Raw genomic sequence first — 20,240 nt, forward strand, 5'->3', positions numbered from 1 at the left:
ATGGATATAGAGCATCTTAAATATCCCATTGGGAAGTTTGTTAGACCGGAAGTCATTTCGGATCAGCATCTTCAGCAAGCCATAGAGTATTTAAACGAATACCCCGATTTGCTGAACAGGACCCATCAAAGCTTTGATAGTCAGTATTTTAATAAAAAATATAGACCTGGAGGATGGACTGTTGCTCAGGTGATTCATCATCTTGCTGATAGTCATATGAATGCCTTAATTCGTTTCAAAATGGCATTGACAGAAAATAACCCAATAATTAAGCCTTACGATGAGGCACAGTGGGCAAAACTGGCTGATTATTCCTTGGGCACCTCTATTTCTGTGAAAATGATAGAAGGTATCCACAAAAAATGGGGAGAGATTTTGAAGAATATGAGTTTTCCAGATTTCGAAAAATGCTATTTTCACCCGGATTTAAAGCAAATGGTTTCCTTGAAGGAAGTTTGTCTATTATACGAATGGCACGGAAAGCACCATCTTGCACACCTTAGATTGCCCCAGCTCTATAAATAAATTGAAACAATGAAGATTGACTTAACTAATAAAACCATTCTAGTTACGGGTGCTTCCAGAGGTATTGGTGCGGCGGCAGCATTACAACTTGCAGCTTCTGGAGCTAAGGTTTTGATACATTACAATAAAGCAAAAGAGCATGCGGAAAACCTTCTAGCTCAGATTCAGGGCAAAGGTGCTTTAATCCAATGCGACCTTTCAAAACCGGTAGAAGTTGTTGGCTTAATTGAGAAAGCATGGGCTGAATTTGGTCCTATTTCAGCCGTTGTAAATAATGCAGGCATTGCTAAAGCGGCTCCGGATGATATGCCCAGTAATGAATGGCTCAAAATATGGGAGGAAACGATGGCCGTAAATACCACCTCTTTGGGAATAATATGCAAGGAATATGTAGAACATGCCAAAAAGGAGAAACAAGGGCGAGTAATTAATATATCATCAAGAGCGGCCTTTCGTGGGGATACTACCGATTATATTGCTTATGCCGCATCAAAAGGGGCGGTTGTGAGTATTACAAGAACCATTGCTAGGCATTATGGGAAGGATGGAATTAAGGCATTTCTCATTGCTCCTGGATTTACCAGAACGGATATGGCCAATGAAATTTTGGCGGAATATGGTGAAGGTTTTGCCTTGAATGATATTGCTCTTCGTGAGTTAACTAAACCAGAAGACTTGGCACCAATGATTACTCTTCTTTGCTCTGGTTTGGCGGATCATGCCACCGGCGCCTCCATAGATATTAATGCCGGTTCTTACGTACACTAATTATGGATAAGAATGAATTCAGGAAGCGAGGCCATGAATTGGTTGATTGGATGGCTGATTATTTGGAATCAAAAGAATCCTATCCAGTAACTCCTGATGTTGAACCCGGAGACATTTATGCCAAACTTCCGGATAACGCACCTGAAGAAGGAGAAGAGTTTGACCGAATTTTCGCCGATTTTCAGAGGATAATTATGCCGGGGATGACCCATTGGCAAAACCCAGCTTTCTTTGGGTACTTTCCGGCAAATAACTCAGAGCCATCAATTTTGGCGGAAATGCTGATGTCAACCTTGGGAGCACAGTGTATGTCCTGGATCACTTCTCCGGCCGCCGCCGAACTTGAAGAAAAAGTATGTGATTGGCTTCGAGAAGCCAAAGGAATAAACTCTAATTGGAAGGGCTGTATCCATGATACCGCTAGTACAGCTACCCTTAGCGCTATTTTGGCCGCTAGGGAGAAACACAGCGGCTTTCAAATCAATAAATCTGGCTTTACAGGGAAAGAAAAATTCAGGGTTTATTCTTCTTCTCACGTTCATTCTTCTATCGATAAAGCGGTAAAAATCAGTGGAATTGGAGAAGAAAATCTGGTCAGAGTGGATGTGGATGAGAATTTTTCTATGATTCCTGAGGCCTTGGAAAGGGCTATCCGTCATGATTTGGCTCAGGGCCTTACCCCTTTGATGGTAATTTCTGCGTTAGGTACCACCAGCTCTACTGCTGTCGACCCCATTGGAGAAATAACTAGGGTTTGTCGGGATTATCAGGTATGGCACCACATAGATGCTGCTTTTGCGGGGACCGCTTTGCTACTTCCTGAATATCAGACTCTTATTCACGGGCATGATGAGGCAGATTCCTACGTATTTAACCCACATAAGTGGATGATGACCAATTTTGATTGTACGGTCATGTTTTTGAAAGAACCCGAATATTTGGTTAAGACTTTTTCTCTTACTCCGGAATATTTAAAAACTGATCTGGACGAAAAAGTGAATAATTATCGGGATTGGGGTATCCCGCTAGGCAGAAGGTTCAGGGCCTTGAAGTTGTGGTTTGTATTAAGATCCTATGGTTTGGAAGGTCTTAGGAAAAAGCTCAGACATCATCTCCATCTTACAAAAAAAGCAGAGTCATGGATAAGAGCTGATAGTAGATTAGAAATTTTGGCTCCGGTAAATTTCAATACTATTTGCTTTAGATACGTTCACCATGACCTGAGCACAGAAAAACTAAATGAGATCAACGAATCCTGGATGTCCACAGCAAATGCAACCCATAAGCTGTTCTTTTCACACACCAAACTTAATGATAAGTATGTGATAAGGTGGGTCATTGGCCAAACAGATGTTGAGGAGAAACATATAGAAGCAGCATGGGTTTTACTGAAAGAGCAGTTGCATAAGACCATTAATTCATAGACCTAAATGTCATCCAGGTCCACAAAAGACCCTGTTTTATCACCCGAATTGATTCGGATTTTGAAGATTTTTGGCCTTGCCTCTCTTCTGATTGTTTTTGCTTTGTCCTTCTTTGACTCAAAAAGGGCCAACAACACCGGAGAGGACCCTAGGTTTAGGATGTCTCAATCAAACCGTCTTTATTTCTTAAATGTGCGGGCTTTGTCCTATGATCGTGAAGTAAGAAAGGATGCGAAAATGACCTTATTTCGACATGACAATAGGAAGAGCATTGATGATGAGCCAAGTTTGGACTTGGTGCTAATTTTAAATGGGCAGAAAGATGAAGCTTATCTTTACTTGGAGCCTATAAATACAGATTGGCCTTTGAATTTGAGAATAACACAAGGGGCTGAAACAAAAGAATTTGAAATGAAAAATGGAAACAAGGATGACCATTTTGAGCATGTGCAAAAAATAAAGGATGGAATCTTAGAGAAAAGCTCGTTTTATATTTTGCATGAGGAACGTTGGGTTCCTCTCTGGAAGGATGAGGGAGAGCTTGAATATCTGAATATAATACTGGAAGACTATTCTAAACTTATTGAATGAGATGAATCAGCGAATTTATAGCATTTTTAAGGCTCAAGAAGGCCAAGTAATCGATAATGGACCATCTAAGGCTGCGAATTGGCTTGCACTTAAACTTCTACGTATTGGTGATTCAAATGTGACCATGGAGGGTAGGGTCCGTGAGGATATGTGTAACCCTGTGGGAATTCTGCATGGAGGGATTGCTTCACTGATGTTGGATGAGATCATTGGAATTGGAAACATAGTGATGACTGAGGAGTACGTGATGTCCAGTGTCAACCTCAATGTTGACTTTCTTTCCTCTGCGAATATTGGTGAGCGACTAATTATTTCCGCAAAGCTTATCCGCCTAGGGGCTAATTTGAATCACTGGGAGGCGAAGATCGAAAAGGAGTCGGGGAAACTTGTTGCAAAGGCAAGCAGCAATATGTCAAAGACTCATATTAAACTTTCGGATCTTGGGCTTTAGTTTTCCACAAACTAATTGTGAACAATTTTAATTACCTTTCAATTCATTGATTTTGCAGAAAATATCCCAAGTGGCGATTCCCAATGAGACAGAGATATTAAGTGAATGCTTTGTGCCAAACTGGGGAATTTCCAGGATTATATCTGAATTAGCCAACACCTCATCTTCCACCCCGAAAACCTCATTTCCGAATACTAGAGCATGTTTTTCACCCTTTTCAGGGGAGTATTTTTCAAGAGAAACAGATTTTTCAGCTTGCTCCAGAGCGCAGATTTTATAGCCTTTCTTCTTTAGCACTTGAATGGCTTCCATCGTATTTAGGACATATTCCCATTGTACAGAATCTGTTGCTCCAAGAGCAGTTTTCTGAATATCACGATGAGGTGGCTTTCCTGTAATCCCGCAAAGAAATATTTTCTCAATACGAAAAGCATCCCCTGTTCGGAAAGCTGAACCGACATTATTAAGGCTTCGAACATTGTCCAAAACCAACACAATAGGGGTCTTTTTAGCTTCTTTATATTCTTCTATGCTGAGCCTATTCAGCTCTTCCATGCTTAATTTTTTCATCTGCTTTTGTTATGGTAGGCGAATGCTTATTTTCGACTTTTGGCTTTCCTGCCTCAAAACTACAAATAGCCTTCTAAACTCCCATGAGCAAAAGCAAATCCGGAAAAGAGACCCCCTTGATGAAGCAGTACAATGCTATCAAAGCCAAGCATCCCGGCGCGTTACTTCTTTTCCGGGTAGGAGATTTCTATGAAACTTTTGGGGAAGATGCGATTACTGCAAGTAAAGTTTTGGATATCGTCCTTACCAAAAGAGCAAATGGCGCGGCATCGCATATTGAACTGGCGGGTTTTCCACATCACTCATTGGATACTTATCTCCCCAAACTGGTAAGGGCTGGAAATCGCGTTGCGATATGTGATCAGCTTGAAGACCCGAAATCAGTCAAAGGGATTGTGAAGCGAGGAGTTACCGAGTTAGTTACTCCAGGCCTTTCTTATAATGATCAGGTTTTAGATACTCGAAAAAACAATTACCTAGCTTCTATAGACTTTGGAAAGGAAACGCATGGAATCGCCTTTTTGGATGTTTCCACCGGGGAGTTTATGTGTGCAGAGGGAAGCCTTTCTTACATTGAAAAGCTTTTGCAAAGCTTTGCTCCATCGGAGGTTATTTTTAGTAAAGCTGCAAGGCAAATCGCAGAAGGAACGTTAAAAGATGATTCCATCACCTTTTACTGCGAAGACTGGGTTTATCAATTCGACTACTGCTATGAGCGGATGGTGGGACACTTTGGAACTCAGAACCTGAAGGGCTTTGGGGTAGAAGAGCTTTCCCAAGGAATAGTGGCTGCAGGCGCGATTTTATACTATCTGGAAGAAACAGAACACAAAGAGACCCAGCATGTCAGCTCTATTTCAAGAATCGCCGAGGAGAAATACGTGTGGCTGGATAAGTTTACTATCAGAAACCTTGAGCTTGTTTTTGCTCAGCATGATGGAGGAGTGCCCTTGATTAATATCCTCGATAAGACGGTGACTCCCATGGGCTCCCGAATGATGAAAAAGTGGATGGTTTTACCTCTGAAGGAGAAAAGCCTTATAGAGGAGAGACTTAAAGTGGTGGAGTTTTTTGTGGAGCAAAGGAGCTTGATCGAGCAGATTACAGAAGAGCTCAGGCATATTGGAGACCTAGAGCGATTAATTTCTAAGGTGGTAGTGGGCCGTGCAAACCCCCGAGAAATGAATCAGATCCGGAGGGCGTTAAAAATCACCTTGCCCATAAAAGAGCTGCTGAAAAAGCAGAATAATGCAACGCTGAAAAGAATTTCAGACCAGCTTCATCCATGTACTTTCCTACTTGAGAAAATCGAAAGAGAGCTGAAGGAGGATGCGCCTATGTTGGTTCATCAAGGTGGAGTGATTCAGGATGGAGTGGATTCTGAATTGGATGAATATCGCGGCCTGGCCAATTCCGGAAAAGACCATCTGGTGGGAATTCAGCAGAGAGAAATCGAAAGAACCGGAATAACCAGCTTAAAAATAGCTTTTAATAAGGTTTTTGGCTACTACCTGGAAGTTACCCATGCTCACAAAGATAAAGTCCCCCCAGAATGGATTCGAAAGCAGACTCTTGTGAATGCTGAGCGATATATTACACAGGAGCTCAAGGAGTACGAAGAAAAAATTCTGAATGCGGAAGAGCGCATGGTGGTTTTGGAACAGCAACTTTATCAAGAACTCGTTAAGGAAGCATCCAACTTTGTCACCGAAATTCAGCAAAATGCTAGAGTTCTGGGGACTCTTGACGCATTGCTTTCCTTTGCAGCAGTAGCCATTTCAAATAATTATGTAAAGCCAAAAATTTCTACAACAGAAACTCTGGAAATTAAAGATGGCCGTCACCCTGTAATTGAAAAGCAGCTTCCTCCTGGTGAAGATTATATTCCCAATGACATTTACCTCGATCATAATAGTCAACAAATCATCATCATCACTGGGCCAAATATGGCAGGTAAATCCGCTTTGCTTCGACAGACGGCCTTAATTGTCTTGATGGCTCAAATGGGGAGCTTTGTTCCTGCTAGCTTTGCCCGTGTGGGCATTATAGACAAAGTTTTTACCCGCGTGGGAGCTTCAGACAACCTTTCCAAAGGAGAGTCCACTTTCATGGTGGAAATGACGGAGACTGCTAGCATATTAAATAATCTATCCGATCGAAGTTTGGTGCTCATGGATGAAATCGGTAGAGGGACTTCCACATATGACGGTATTTCCATTGCCTGGTCCATAGTGGAATATCTCCATAACAATGAGCAGTTTAAGGCGAAGACTCTTTTTGCTACCCATTATCATGAACTGAATCAACTGACTGAGGATTTTCCCAGGGTTAAAAACTTCAACGTATCGGTGAAAGAGGTCGGAAACAAAGTGGTTTTTATGAGGAAGCTGGAAAAAGGAGGTAGTGAGCATAGCTTTGGTATTCATGTGGCGCAGATGGCAGGAATGCCAAATCCGATTGTACTTAGAGCTTCAGAGATTATGAATCATCTCGAGAAGGACAAGGCAATGAAGAGCAAGAAAAAAGCCCTTAGCGAAGTTCCGAAAAATAATTACCAGTTAAATATGTTTGAGCTGGACCCAAAGTTTGCAGACGCTAAAAAACTTTTGGATGAGATAGACATCAATACCATCTCCCCGGTAGAAGCCTTGCTAAAACTAAATGAGCTTAAAAAGAAACTAGAGTAGTCATTTGAAAAGCAGAAATGTGTATATTCATTACTGTTTTTTAAACTTAACTTCACATGGATAAGGTTCTTCTAAGTGACCTAAGAAAGCAAAACAAGTACACTCATTTTTTTCAGGATTGGGCTAATCAGGAGTTTGGGAAAATGCCCGACCCGAAGAAGGTGGTGAAAGATCTGGAAAAGCTCAGCAATCAGATCGGGATGCAGGAAGGCCTGTATATGGCTTGTTTCGATTATAAAAATTTGAATCTGGCATTTTTCGCTGGAAATGTGGAAGAGTTGACCGGATATCCCTCTTCTATGTTCAGGAATAAGGGTATGGAGACATCCTTTACCATGATTCATCCTGATGATCGGCCTGAGTTATTTCGCTTTCAGGAGATTGTATTCAAAGCCTTTCATGGCTTAAGTATGAAAGAAAAACATACTTTCGAGTTTTCATACACTACCCGATGGGTTCACCGCACCACCTTAGAAGTGCATTGGATGATGGCCAGAGTGAAACCATACTTTATTGATGAGAGCGGGAATTTTGCCATGGACTTTCATGTCATTGTAAAGCTTATGGTTCCTCCAAAGATTTCAGGCTATGACTGGAATTACTCATTTGTGAAAGACGACGGAGAGCGTGTGGTGGTGAGTAAAAATGAACCTACAGAACATGAGGTGAAGCTTACTAAAAAGGAGAAGCAGGTCGTGAAATTGATTTTGGATGGCCAGTCATCTAAAGAAATTGGGGAGGCTTTGAATATCTCGATTAATACGGTTGGTACTCATCGAAAGAATATTCTCAAAAAACTGGGTGCAAGAAACGTAACCGAGATGATTAAAATCCTGAGCTCGTACGAATTTTAAGTTAGGCTGGTGAATAACATATTGAATTTTTTCGAGGTAAAAGTCTTGCAAATTTATTCTTTCAACTTACCTTTGCATCCACAATTCGATCAGATCACGTTCTGATCTACCCAAAAGCGAGAGTAGCTCAGCTGGTAGAGCACGACCTTGCCAAGGTCGGGGTCGCGAGTTCGAATCTCGTCTCTCGCTCAAAAAGCCCTTGCAAAAGGGCTTTGTTGTTTGCAGAAGACTTCTCTACTAGAAGGAGCAAACAAGCCGGGATGGTGGAATAGGTAGACACGCAAGACTTAAAATCTTGTGGCCGTAAGGCCGTGCGGGTTCGATTCCCGCTCCTGGTACAGAAGCCTCGCCCCGATAACTATCGGAGCGGGGCTTTTTTATTTTAGAACATCATCTAGACTTTTGAATTAAAACCGTTTTCTCAAGCACTTTTTATAATTTAAGAATATGGAAAGTGTAATTGATTTAGATTGGTCTGGAATAGTAAGCTGGTTACAGACCCTGGGGATTTCCCTCGCCATTCTTCTGGTATTCTATTTTTTGGCAGCATTTCTTCAAAGGCATCTACGAGCCCGTTTGGTGGCTCGAATGGAAGATGACCTGTTGGCCAATTTCCTTTCTATGATTTTTAGGCTGATCATCATTCTGATTGGATTTATGGTCGTTTTTCGCTTTGTAGGGTTGACAGGGGTAGTTTCAGGGCTATTGGCCGGAGCCGGTATTTCGGCCTTTGTGATTGGCTTTGCTCTTAAAGATATTGGTGAGAACTTTCTCGCAGGAATTCTTTTAGCCTTCAAGCGACCTTTCAAAGTTGGAGATATCATCGAAATCAATGGAATAAGGGGATCAGTGGTTTCCCTTAATCTGAGAGATACACATATCAAAACCGGAGATGGCATGGATGTCTTTATTCCTAATGCACAGATCATCAATAATCCACTGACCAATTTGACTATCGATGGTTTTCTACGCTATGATTTTGTGATTGGGCTGGATTACGGTTCAGATTATCGCAAAGCGATGTCTATCATCTTGGAAACGGCAAAAAATGTCCCAGGAGCTCTCAAAAACCGAAGAAAGGCCAATGTCTGGATTTCCGATCTGTCAGCCAGTACGTTAAATCTCCAGGTAACTTTTTGGGTAGATACCCTAGACGATGGTCCCGGCGATATGGAGATCAAAACCAATTTGATAATTGAGGTCTTGAATGCTTTAAGTCAAGCAGGCTTCAATTTGCCAGGAAACATTATGGAATTGAAGAACTATCAAGATAATCCGCTAAAAACCAGTTAAGTTATTTTTCCAAAATCCCTAGAAAAAGTCTAAATCCGGGCTGAACTACAACTATCCTATTTTCAAAAGCAAAAAGTCAGTGCTGACCTGCAATTAAATAAATTATAGCCCAAAATAGTCTTAAAAACCCAGCAAATAGTACAAGAAAAAAAGTTCAAAACCATCAAAAAATACCCAGAAATGGGTATTTTTTTTCTGAATCAATCGCCCCAACTTTGATTAAATAAATTTTAATTCTATGAAAACACAAAAACACAAAAACACAAAAACACAAAAATTTAATTTTTGAATAGACTTTTTAGTAGTGTTTTACTTTTCGCCTTAGCGGCATTTTTTATTTCCAGCTGTCAAATGGAGCCATTGGAGGAGCATATCCTGGAGGCGGATGTCCTAGAGGAATTTGAACGAGGCCCTTTTGATGTCCAGCCTGCCAACTTAAATGATTTGCAGGCGCTAGGGTCCAAGATGAACAAGCGACTCGGCGTGGATGTAATTCGGTCAGCACAGGGTCGGGAACTTTCTGATTTCACTTTTGATTTGGATGCTTCATTAGTCACGTTTGACTCCACCCAGAGAAAAACCTACACAGTTCCTTTCCTCGAAAAGGAAAACCGCTACAGCACTTATAACCTGGTCATAGTAACTGACTCAGCTACTAACCTCTTAGACCAATATGTATTAGCCTATAGCTTTGATAGCCTACAGTATAGGAGTTTTATTGAAAGTGGAGATTTCCTGCAATCAGGAACTACAATAAAAAGATTCTCATTTTCGAGTTTTTTTAATGACTCCAATCCTTTTTCTCTGGAAAGGTGTCAGGGGATCACGGATGAGAATGGAAATCCAGTGGTATGTGATCAGGTGACTATAGATGCCGGGTCCGGTGGAGGAGGGGGCTCATCCAGTGGAGGTACTGCTTGGGTTACTCCTGGAGGGGCTACAGGTAGTGGTAACCCTTCTCCAAGTTCAGGATCTTCTGGTAGTGGAGGAGGAACCCCATGCACTTGGACTGTGACATCTGTGAGAGAAGAAGTACCGAATTACGGAGGATCATATTGTGAATCTTCAACGTCCTGCATCACCGGATATGTAGTGACCATTTCCTGTGGGGACGCCTATTCTCGAAAAAGCGCTTCCCAAAATGAAGGAATGATGACCTGCATGGACTGTGATATTTCAGATTTTGGCAACCCTGCCTTTACTTCTTTCCTATTGGAGTCGCTTGATCCGGATCAAAAAAGAGAAGCACAACTGGACTATTTGAATACTCATGGCGCCTCAGAGTTTGTATCCATGATTCGGCAGATGATGGCAACTCCAGGATTGACCATGGGTGATTGGGCAGAAATTAATAACCTTGTCAATCAGATTTATCTTCAGCAGAAGGGAAAATTTATGATGGTCATTTTTAGTCCAGAGAATATTTCTCAAGTACTTTTCCTGGCCTTTTCTACTAATATATCTGATGCTCTTAGAAATAGAGTATTTAGTTTAACGTCAAGATATTCAGCCTATGCCGAAATAGCCTCAATGTTGGGTAATAAAAGTTGGACTGTTGGCGGACTAAAAATTACCTTTAATGGATATACTTCCCATGGAACGATTGCTTATGGAATTTCAAAGGGTCTTTCTCCTTCCCAAATAAAAACTATTCTTGGGAATGGAGTCCCTAGAATCGTAACCCATGCTAGATGGGGGATCAATTGTTTGTGGAATTTCAAGGGAAAGCAATTGTTATTGATATAGCTAATGGTGCAAACCATGGAAAGATAATTACTTATTTGTTAAACCCATGATATGGATTACAACGAACTAAAAAAATTTAATGCGGTCGAAACCCAAATCAATATCGTATTAATGAATTGGGACCCGATAGGAATTCAAAAATCAGGAGAATTTGCCCATAATATTTACTTGGAATACGCTAGATATGTGAGCCAAATACTTGAAGTAATTCATGACAAAGAAAAACTTGAAGAATTGATTTGGACTATTGCGACGGATATTACAGGATTAGATGAAAAAAATTTCAGACTAGCTGCTGAAGTAAGTGGTTTACTTGATTCCTTTTGTAAGATTAGAGAGGAAAATGATACTATAAATAATGGATCTTAATTTATGTTGGAGGCTCTAGAAGTATTTCTGGATTAGAAGCTGCTATTCAAAGCCTTTTATTTTGATCTGACTGGTGCAGGAGGGTTTCTACCTATTGTATTGGATTTTAATTTCGGTTATCGCCTAAAATAAAAAGAAAGGGCTGTTCCAAAAGCAATTTTGGAACAGCCCTTTCTTTAACCATGCTCAAGAATTCCTTTCTCCAAAGAAATCGGCGGATTCTGTTCTATTTGGTCCTGACCCTACTTTTCAACTTTAAGCTAGCAAATTACCCCTCCAAAATCCCCTTCAAATCCGCAGGTGAATAGTTTACTCAACCACCAATCACCATCTCAGAAATCCCGATTTTTCCTAAAATCCCTGGAAAAAGTCTAAATCCGGGCTGAACTACAACTATCCTATTTCCAAAAGCAATAACCTAGGTTTGATCTGCAACGCAAAAAATTTGAGGTCAAAATAGTCTTAAAAATCCAGCAAATAGTACAAGAAAAAAACTTCAAAAACCCCCAAAAATACCCAGAAATGGGTATTTTTTTTCTGAATCCATCGCCCCAACTTTGATTAAATAAATTTTAATTCTATGGAAACACAAAAACACAAAAACACAAAAACACAAAAACACAAAAACACAAAAATTTAAATTTTTGAAGGATCTTTTTTACCGATCGCTTAGCTTTTCAGCTCTTATTTTAATTCTTTGGAGCTGCCAAGAGGAGCTAACCGGAGATGTAGACCCTAGTAGCCAGCTCTCGAAAAGTGAAAGTACTAGACTCGTTTTTGGTTCAATCGCCGAATTTGAAGGGCTCATGTCTCAAATGGACCCAGCCTCTACTCAAGATTATGAAAAAGTCTTACAAAGCAAAACCAAGGAATTCCCCAAATTCCATTCTTTACAAAAAACTATCCTTAAAACAGTAGAGGAAAATTCACCAAATTTCAGAGCGCTAGAGGTTGAACCAGAGTTCCTTCTTGATTCAATTATAGAATTAGTTCCAGATATCGCGCTTAGATCCTTTCTGAATGAAGATATGGAGATAGAAATTGAGGGCATGATTTACAAGGTAACCTCATATGGAACATTTGGCTGTCCTTCAGATAAATATGAAAAATTGCTCGAAGTAATTGAAAACTTCAATCCAAACGCTAGAATTGCAAGCGGTACTTTAGGAGGTGTGGAAGGAGATGATGGTATTATATTTGAGGACACTTTCGGTGGTGGTAATGGAAGTGGCGGTTCTTCAGGCGGAAGCTCTACCAACAATTTAATCATGTCACAACCTAATGATTTTTCCCCACTGAGCCCTTATTTATACGCATGGCCAAAGTCTGTCTATGATAGCTTTACCGCTCACAGTTATGGTGCGAATACTACTGTTGGAAAATTATTTGAAGGTACATTTGGAGGAAATACAGTTTATGAGGAAAATTATACCTCAAAATTTAGATTTCGGGTAAAAGTTTTTGATTACAACTACATTTTTTATCGAAGCGTAGGGTTAAACGGTAAGCTTCAAAAGAAAGGTTGGACAGGTATCTGGGCGACTCAAAACGAGGTAAGAGCTGAAAAAATGGTTCTTGGTTGGGATGGACTATTACTTAGCATTAAAATTCCGTACACTTTACCAGCAGGTTATACTAGTTTTCCATCCAAGGGTGTTTCAAAGGAAATTTTAAAGTTTACAAATTTCAGTCTTCCAAATGGAAATTTAACCAGTGTTAGAATCCCGTTTTTAGGAGTTCAGCCTATAGCCTACAATGATATTGAAAAGATGTTAAAAGGAACATTGAAAAAGTCTTATAGCGAAATTACTAAGGCTATTTGGAAAGATGCTGAATCAAGTTTTGCTAGTGCCTCTCTTGCAATCAAACAACAAGATTTGAAAAGCTACAGGGTTGTATTCCCAGATGAAATTAAGATAAACCTCTCACGTTACGAAATTGTGGGTACCAATGAGAATGAATTAAGCTTCATTATTGATAGATTTGTCGGAATAGAATATTCGGCTACAGGAACCGGTGCCCCTACCTCATTCTCTCAAAATGTATTACAACCTACGCTATCTAATGTGAAGAAAATGCATAAGATTGACGCAGCAGCGGTTTATGGTGGCGCTGAGTTTCTTGGAGATATTAAAGGCGTTAGGGTAATTAAAGAATTGAATGACTAATGACTAGAAAAATTCTCTTAGCAGTTTCACTTTGCTTTCTTGTAAAAGTAGTATGGTCTCAGTCAGAGAAGGAGACCAGGATAAATCTGATTAACCCAGGAATTGCGCTTGAATATCCAATTGGAAAATATTCTACAATTGAGTTCAATGCAGGCGTAGGCTATAACTATTCCTATCCAAATTTGAATACAGTTTTCGGTGAATCTGGTTTTCAATGGCAGATAGCTCCATTTATAGACATTCAAAGCAGAAAGTATTACAACTTTGAAAAAAGGCAGTCTAATAAAAAATCAGGTTCAAACTTTATTGCTCTGCGGTACTTGTTCTATGGTTCCAGATTAGCTGGTAACGTTCGGACTGATCAAAACTATAGTATGGCTATTGGACCTACTTGGGGAATGAAACGGGAATATGGTCGGTGGACTGCCCTTTTCAGTGTAGGACCAGCATATTATTTTGATCTGACTGGTGCAGGAGGGTTTCTACCTATTGCATTGGAGTTTAATTTCGGTTATCGCCTAAACTAAAAAGAAAGGGCTGTCCCAAAAGCAATTTTGGGACAGCCCTTTCTTTAACCATGCTCGAGAATTCCTTTCTCCAAAGAAATCGGCGGATTCTGTTCTATTTGGTCCTGACCCTACTTTTCAACTTTAAACTAGCAAATTACCCCTCCAAAATCCCTTTCAAATCCGCAGGAGAATATTTTACTGATTTCAAGGTTTTGTAATCTCCTTCATGAAAGACAAAAAAAATCTTACAGGCTTTCCATTGATAAACAAATTGGTGCCAACAAGAATTTATGGTTTGACAGAAAGCTTTATTTAATGCCTGGAAGAACCTTAAAAGACAAATTAGGTGTCTTGAAAAACGAGGATGGTATTTTCAAACTTTTTGTTTTGAAGGTCTTGTTTTGTAATACCAAAATAGCCTGTCGAGCTACCGATTTTGTTGAATCCAGTTTGAGGGTTAGCAAGTGTAAATTGAAGTAGGTTTATGAAGGTTGGTCTGACCGAATCAATTTTAGCTCTGTCCAATTCGTCCAAGTCATACGTCTGATAATTGAGGTAGGAGAAGGCCCAGTCAAAAGTTACATCAGTTTGGACAGGTGAGGTGTATCCAAGAATTTGTTGAATCTCTTGATTACCAAAAGAGTAATTGAGGTTATAGGCTTTTTCCTGATCAGTTGGACTCATAGACCTAACCTCAAGAGTCTCATATGACGGAAAAGTATAGATGGTTTCAAAACTCATCCTCTGTGGAACAAACCTATATTCTGTCAAAAGAGCCTGAGGGAATGGGACGTTTTCTAATTTCTGACTTTCAGAATAAATCACTTTGTATTCACTTTTATCAAAAATGAATTCATAATAGGTGCCAAATTGGTTTTCAGGTTTATTGAAATGGACAAAAAAGTAAATCATTCCACTATTTGGGAGCTCCTTATCCAAATCTAGTTTTTCGATTTCGCTTAAGTTGATCTGAGCCAGGAAAACCATTGGATTGTCTTCAAATGTTGGCCAATTTAAACCTTCTGGTAAATCTGGAGTTCCCCCGAACCGGGAGACGCCCAACCCTTGCTTATCAATCGATTGATCCTGAACAACCTTAATTCCAGGCCTCAGCAAGGCTTCGATATTTTCAATACCAGAGGACCATTTGATCGTCTGAATAGCTTTTAAATACCTTTCTTTTGTTGGGTCTCTTGAGTCAGGAGACTTCACCTGACTACAGGAGATAAAAACCAAGATTACGAAAGAGCCAAGTTTTTTTATCATTATATAAAAGGAAAAAGATGATTAGATTCCCAAAATCCCCTTCAAATCCGCAGGTGAATAGTTTACTGATTTCAGGGTTTTGTGATCTCCTTCACGGAAGACTAGGTACAAGTCTCCTTCTTTTTCATAAAAGCATTTGGTGCCCTTGGCTTCGTAATGAGCAACAGTAGCTTTGGCTTCCTCTTCTGTTTCGCAAGCTTTACTCATATTTGATCGCTGTACTTCGTCGAATAGGGCTTTGAATTTTTCCCCTAGCCCAAACTCAAGAATTGCACCAGAAAGGACGTACTGAAGATCACAAAGGGCATCCGCGATTTCAACAAGATCTTTATCCTCTATGGCTTCTTGAAGCTCCTTCAGCTCTTCGGCTAGAAGAGATACTCTGAGTTCACATCTTTTTTGGGATGGAATGGTGGGTTCCGAAAGCACAGGGTGCTTAAAAGTTTCATGAAATTTAGCGACAGAGGTAAGTGACTTTGGGTCTTGCATTTTGATTTAGAAATTAAAGGTTGAAGTAATAAAAAAAGCGGGAATTTATGGTCTTCCGATTGGAGAATTATACTTAAATCTGTTTGGTAAGAGATAGAACTCGAGTTGAGCCCATAGGTTGAGTAGCTGAATATCTCTAGGGATTTTGCTAAATATGGTCAAAAACTCCTCTTAGCGAAACCAATATCCCGACAGAACGTCTGATTTTCTGCCAAGTATGGTAGCTTTATGCCCGAATGTTTCTTTGGAAATGTTTTTGATAAATCAGGTACAGCTAATAATTCATGACACTTTCGTTTTATAAATATCAGGGTACAGGCAATGACTTCGTCATGATTGACGATAGATTGGAGCGGTTTGACCTCGATGATCTTTCTACCGTTTCGAAGATTTGCGACCGGAAGTTTGGTGTAGGGTCTGATGGGCTGATTTTGATCCGAAACCATCCTGAGTATGATTTCGAAATGATCTACTACAATGCTGACGGGAGTCAGAGCATGTGTGGAAACGGAGCTAGATGTGCTGTTGCCTTCAGCCATCTACTTGGGATTATCGGTTTAGAAACGAGCTTTCTCGCGATTGATGGAGGCCATAAGGCCAAAATTGTCGACGGAAAAGTAGAGCTTCTGATGGGAGAAATTTCTAAGCCAAAGGAAGTGGAGGGAGATGTTTTTATCAACACGGGTTCTCCGCATCATCTTCGAAAAGTAGAGCAAATCAGGGACTATCCGGTGGTGGAAGAAGGAAGCAGAATTCGCTATTCTGAGAGGTATCCAGAGGGTACGAATGTGAATTTTGTGGAGGCTATTGACGAGAATGAAATCTTCGTACGTACCTATGAGAGGGGAGTGGAAAATGAGACGCTCTCCTGCGGAACAGGTGTGACTGCAGCAGCTTTGGCCTTTGGCACAAAGAACCCAAATCAAACGGTCGCGATTAAAACCCTTGGTGGGGATCTTGCCGTGAGATATTCATTAAATGAGGATCATGAATTTGAGGATGTGTGGCTTATAGGGCCGGCAGAAAAAGTATTTGAAGGCACTCTGGAATTGAACGAAGAATCAGTTGCAGAGCAAAGCCATTAACCATTATCAATTGTAACAAAAAGGGCGTAATTTTAGCCCCCTATTGAGAATACACTAATCCAACATGTTAGACGCTATAGCTAAAGGGCTGGCCAAAGTTTTTGGGACAAAGTCCGATAGAGACATAAAAGAATTAACTCCGAGAGTCAAAGAGATCAATGCTGAGTTTGCCAAACTGGGCAATATCAGTGACGATGAACTGAGAGGGAGGACATCAGAGATCAAAGAAGTCATCAACGCTCACCTGAAGCCAATTGATGATCAGATCGAAACGCTTAAAGGGGAAATCGATAAGTTACCTGCTGAAGCCATCCACCAAAAGGATGAGCTTTTTAATCAAATAGACAAGCTTGAAAAGGAAAGGGACGAATCCCTTGAGAAAATCCTTGATGAGGTACTTGCCCAAGCTTTTGCAGTAGTGAAAGAAACCGCAAGACGCTTCAAAGAAGTGGGAAGCCTGAAGGTAAAAGCTACCCTTCGTGACAAGGAACTGGCCGCCAGTAAAGACAATGTCGTAATAGAAGGAGATTCCGCTACCTGGAAAAACAGCTGGATGGCTGCGGGTACAGAAGTGGTCTGGGATATGGTCCATTATGATGTGCAGCTGATCGGTGGTATGGTTTTGCACCAAGGAAAAATCGCCGAGATGGCCACAGGTGAAGGAAAAACTCTGGTATCTACACTTCCTTCCTATTTGAATGCCCTTGCAGGAAGAGGAGTTCATGTGGTGACGGTAAATGATTACCTGGCTAAGCGTGACTCCGAGTGGAATGCACCACTTTTTGAATTCCATGGATTGTCTGTGGACTGTATAGATAAGTATAAGCCCAATAGCGAGGAGAGAAAGAGAGCTTACAAATGCGACATCGTCTACGGTACGAATAATGAATTTGGTTTCGATTATCTAAGAGATAACATGGCCCGTGATGCGGGAGATTTGGTTCAGGGTAAACATCATTTTGCCATGATTGATGAGGTCGATTCTGTATTGATTGATGATGCCAGAACACCGTTGATCATTTCAGGACCTGTTCCTAAAGGAGATGTTCATGAGTTTGATGACATGAAGCCAAGGGTTTCCTCTTTGGTGGATGAGCAAAGAAAATTAGTCCAGGGATTCCTGACCGGAGCGAAGAAAAAAATCGCTGATGGAGACGAGAAAGAAGGGGGATTGATGCTTTTCCGAGCCTATCGGGGAATGCCAAAATATAAGCCTTTGATCAAGTACTTGTCGGAGCCGGGCATCAGAGTAATTCTCCAGAAAACAGAGAATTTCTACCTGCAGGACAATAAGAAATACATGCCTGAGGCGGATGAGCCACTACTTTTTACCATTGATGAAAAGACCAATGTGGTCGATTTAACTGATCGTGGAATTGAAACCATGACCGCCAAAAATGAGGATCAGGACTTTTTTGTGATGCCAGATATTGGGGTGGTTATTGCAGAACTGGAGAAGGATGAAAGTCTGGAAGACAAAGAGAAGCTGATCCGCAAGGAAGAGGTCATCAAGGATTATGGAGTAAAAGCCCAGCGAATTCACACCGTAAACCAGTTGCTGAAGGCTTATTGTATGTTTGAGCGTGACACGGAGTATATCCTCGTGGATGGAAAAGTGAAAATCGTAGATGAGCAGACAGGTCGTGTGATGGAAGGCCGAAGATATTCGGATGGACTTCACCAAGCCATCGAGGCAAAGGAAAACGTAAAGGTGGAGGATGCTACCCAGACCTATGCGACAATTACTTTGCAGAACTATTTCAGAATGTATCACAAGCTTTCCGGGATGACCGGTACAGCAGAGACAGAAGCTGGAGAGTTTTGGGAGATTTATAAGCTAGACGTGGTTGTAATCCCAACGAATAAACCGATTATCCGAAAGGATAGAGAAGATAAGGTTTATAAGACAGTAAGGGAGAAATTCAATGCGGTAGTTGATGAAATCAACGAATTGGTAGCTGAAGGAAGGCCAGTGTTGGTGGGTACTACCTCGGTGGAAATCTCTGAGGTACTTAGCCGAATGCTCACCCTGAAAAAAATCCAGCATCAGGTTTTAAATGCGAAGCAACATGCCAGGGAGGCAGATGTGGTGGCTGAAGCGGGTAAGCCGGGAACAGTGACCATCGCAACCAACATGGCAGGTAGGGGAACTGATATCAAATTAACTCCGGAATCAAGGGAAGCAGGCGGACTGGCCATTATCGGTACAGAGAGACATGAATCACGGCGTGTGGACAGACAGCTTCGTGGTCGTTCCGGTAGACAGGGGGATGTGGGGTCTTCACAGTTCTTTGTTTCTCTGGAAGATAGCTTAATGAGACTTTTCGGATCAGACCGAATCGCGAAGCTGATGGACCGAATGGGTCTTGAAGAAGGAGAAGTGATCCAGCATAGTATGATTTCTAAGTCCATTGAGCGCGCACAGCGCAAAGTGGAGGAAAATAACTTTGGTACCAGAAAGAGACTGCTCGAGTATGATGATGTGATGAATTCTCAGCGAGAGGTAGTTTATAAGAGAAGGCGAAATGCTTTAAAGGGCGAAAGACTGGAGCTAGACATTCTGAATATTCTGTTTGATGTTTGTGAAGGCTTGGCAGAAATGGCTCAGTCTACGGAGGATGTGGAAAACTTCAGAATGAATGTATTTACATCTCTTGGCTTGGATTACCCGATCACGGAAGAAGAGCTCAAGTCCAAAGACACCGGTGCTCTAACTCAGGAGTTGTATCAAAAGGCATTTGAAAGCTACCAGGCGAAGAACCAAAGAATCATGACCACCGCTTTACCGGTTCTTAAAAAGGTATATGAAGAGCGCGGCGCGACGGTGAAGGATATTATGGTTCCGATTTCGGATGGAGTGAAGCAAATCGGAGTAGTGGTTAACTTGGAAAACACCATAGAGTCTGAGGGAAGAACTTTGGTAAGAACCATAGAGAAAAATGTGACTCTAGCGATCATCGATCAAAATTGGAAGGAACATTTAAGAGATATGGACGATCTGAAGCAGTCGGTTCAAAACGCAGTTTATGAGCAGAAGGACCCACTTTTGATTTATAAGTTCGAGGCCTTTGAGATGTTTAAGCGCTTTATCGGTAAACTCAATGAAGATGTTTCATCTTTCATTACTCGTGCAGACCTTCCGAAGCAGGATCCTGCTCAGGTGAATGCAGCGGCTCCAAGGAGAAGGCAAGAGCCTGAAGGTCAGGCAAGTAAAGCTGAAGTTTCGAGTACATTGAACCCAGGTGCTAATCGAGCGGCCGCGGCTGCAGCATCAGCTGGAAGGGCCGAGACTCAGGTTGTAGCTCCGAGAAAGGTAGAGAAAAGCTATGGCAGAAATGACCGCGTTTCGGTACAATATACAGACGGCCGTGTCGTAAAAGAGGTAAAATATAAGAGCATTGAGCAGGACGTAGAGTCCGGCAAATGTGTGATCATAGAAAACTAA

The 20,240-nt window shown here is 41.1% G+C and carries 17 protein-coding genes and 2 tRNA genes; 16 read left to right on the plus strand and 3 right to left on the minus strand.

The features are described 5' to 3' along the window. Genes QVH07_RS07365 through QVH07_RS07385 form a run of 5 tightly spaced genes read left to right on the plus strand, consistent with a single transcriptional unit; the run spans position 1 to position 3,759 of the window. Entirely contained in the window at positions 1-525 is a 525-nt protein-coding gene (locus QVH07_RS07365; RefSeq protein WP_289999519.1) for a YfiT family bacillithiol transferase, read from the plus strand. A 9-nt stretch (positions 526-534) separates the two neighbouring features. Continuing rightward, positions 535-1,293, plus strand: coding sequence for an SDR family NAD(P)-dependent oxidoreductase (locus QVH07_RS07370; protein WP_289999520.1), 759 nt, complete (start codon positions 535-537; stop codon positions 1,291-1,293). Between the two features lie 2 nt (positions 1,294-1,295). Further along, positions 1,296-2,717 (plus strand): pyridoxal phosphate-dependent decarboxylase family protein, encoded by a 1,422-nt coding sequence (locus tag QVH07_RS07375; RefSeq protein WP_289999521.1) that lies wholly within the window; start codon positions 1,296-1,298, stop codon positions 2,715-2,717. Between the two features lie 6 nt (positions 2,718-2,723). Beyond that, positions 2,724-3,308 carry a hypothetical protein gene (locus QVH07_RS07380; protein ID WP_289999522.1) on the plus strand — a complete coding sequence of 195 codons (585 nt, stop codon included), beginning with the start codon at positions 2,724-2,726 and terminating at the stop codon, positions 3,306-3,308. A gap of 1 nt (position 3,309) precedes the next feature. Beyond that, on the plus strand, positions 3,310-3,759 hold the full coding sequence (locus QVH07_RS07385) for a PaaI family thioesterase (RefSeq protein WP_289999523.1): 450 nt from the start codon (positions 3,310-3,312) through the stop codon (positions 3,757-3,759). A gap of 27 nt (positions 3,760-3,786) precedes the next feature. On the opposite strand, the gene QVH07_RS07390 is transcribed toward QVH07_RS07385, so the two are convergent. After that, positions 3,787-4,329 carry an RNA methyltransferase gene (locus QVH07_RS07390; RefSeq protein ID WP_289999524.1) on the minus strand — a complete coding sequence of 181 codons (543 nt, stop codon included), beginning with the start codon at positions 4,327-4,329 and terminating at the stop codon, positions 3,787-3,789. 83 nt (positions 4,330-4,412) lie between these two features. Between QVH07_RS07390 and mutS the strand changes: the two genes are divergently transcribed. The 9 genes from mutS to QVH07_RS07435 all read left to right on the plus strand — a co-directional run bounded on the left by mutS (position 4,413) and on the right by QVH07_RS07435 (position 13,973). After that, positions 4,413-7,016 (plus strand): DNA mismatch repair protein MutS, encoded by a 2,604-nt coding sequence (gene mutS, locus QVH07_RS07395; protein ID WP_289999525.1) that lies wholly within the window; start codon positions 4,413-4,415, stop codon positions 7,014-7,016. A gap of 56 nt (positions 7,017-7,072) precedes the next feature. Then, complete coding sequence (locus tag QVH07_RS07400; protein WP_289999526.1) at positions 7,073-7,870, plus strand: LuxR C-terminal-related transcriptional regulator; 798 nt, start codon at positions 7,073-7,075, stop codon at positions 7,868-7,870. A 116-nt stretch (positions 7,871-7,986) separates the two neighbouring features. Then, positions 7,987-8,059, plus strand: a tRNA-Gly gene (locus QVH07_RS07405). A gap of 65 nt (positions 8,060-8,124) precedes the next feature. Next, positions 8,125-8,208: transfer RNA gene (locus tag QVH07_RS07410), tRNA-Leu, on the plus strand. A gap of 109 nt (positions 8,209-8,317) precedes the next feature. Continuing rightward, the gene (locus QVH07_RS07415; protein ID WP_289999527.1) at positions 8,318-9,163 is read left to right on the plus strand and encodes a mechanosensitive ion channel family protein; all 846 of its coding nucleotides are present in this window, start codon (positions 8,318-8,320) and stop codon (positions 9,161-9,163) included. Positions 9,164-9,448: 285 nt separating this feature from the next. Next, positions 9,449-10,909 carry a hypothetical protein gene (locus QVH07_RS07420; protein WP_289999528.1) on the plus strand — a complete coding sequence of 487 codons (1,461 nt, stop codon included), beginning with the start codon at positions 9,449-9,451 and terminating at the stop codon, positions 10,907-10,909. A gap of 51 nt (positions 10,910-10,960) precedes the next feature. Then, positions 10,961-11,278, plus strand: coding sequence for a hypothetical protein (locus tag QVH07_RS07425; RefSeq protein ID WP_289999529.1), 318 nt, complete (start codon positions 10,961-10,963; stop codon positions 11,276-11,278). Between the two features lie 644 nt (positions 11,279-11,922). After that, positions 11,923-13,446: a hypothetical protein gene (locus tag QVH07_RS07430; protein ID WP_289999530.1), complete on the plus strand. Its 1,524-nt coding sequence runs from the start codon at positions 11,923-11,925 to the stop codon at positions 13,444-13,446. Next, positions 13,446-13,973, plus strand: coding sequence for a hypothetical protein (locus QVH07_RS07435; protein ID WP_289999531.1), 528 nt, complete (start codon positions 13,446-13,448; stop codon positions 13,971-13,973). Before QVH07_RS07430 ends, QVH07_RS07435 begins: the two co-directional genes overlap by 1 nt. A 324-nt stretch (positions 13,974-14,297) precedes the next feature. Here QVH07_RS07435 and QVH07_RS07440 read toward each other — a convergent pair whose 3' ends face one another. After that, complete coding sequence (locus tag QVH07_RS07440; RefSeq protein WP_289999532.1) at positions 14,298-15,221, minus strand: DUF1963 domain-containing protein; 924 nt, start codon at positions 15,219-15,221, stop codon at positions 14,298-14,300. Between the two features lie 21 nt (positions 15,222-15,242). Further along, positions 15,243-15,710 carry a pyrophosphohydrolase domain-containing protein gene (locus QVH07_RS07445; protein ID WP_289999533.1) on the minus strand — a complete coding sequence of 156 codons (468 nt, stop codon included), beginning with the start codon at positions 15,708-15,710 and terminating at the stop codon, positions 15,243-15,245. Between the two features lie 284 nt (positions 15,711-15,994). Here QVH07_RS07445 and dapF point away from each other — a divergent pair, with 284 nt between their 5' ends. Beyond that, positions 15,995-16,795: a diaminopimelate epimerase gene (dapF, locus tag QVH07_RS07450; protein ID WP_289999534.1), complete on the plus strand. Its 801-nt coding sequence runs from the start codon at positions 15,995-15,997 to the stop codon at positions 16,793-16,795. A gap of 64 nt (positions 16,796-16,859) precedes the next feature. Beyond that, on the plus strand, positions 16,860-20,240 hold the full coding sequence (gene secA / locus QVH07_RS07455) for a preprotein translocase subunit SecA (protein ID WP_289999535.1): 3,381 nt from the start codon (positions 16,860-16,862) through the stop codon (positions 20,238-20,240).

It is taken from the genome of Algoriphagus sediminis (genome assembly GCF_030403435.1).
In the GTDB taxonomy this organism is placed as follows: domain Bacteria; phylum Bacteroidota; class Bacteroidia; order Cytophagales; family Cyclobacteriaceae; genus Algoriphagus; species Algoriphagus sediminis.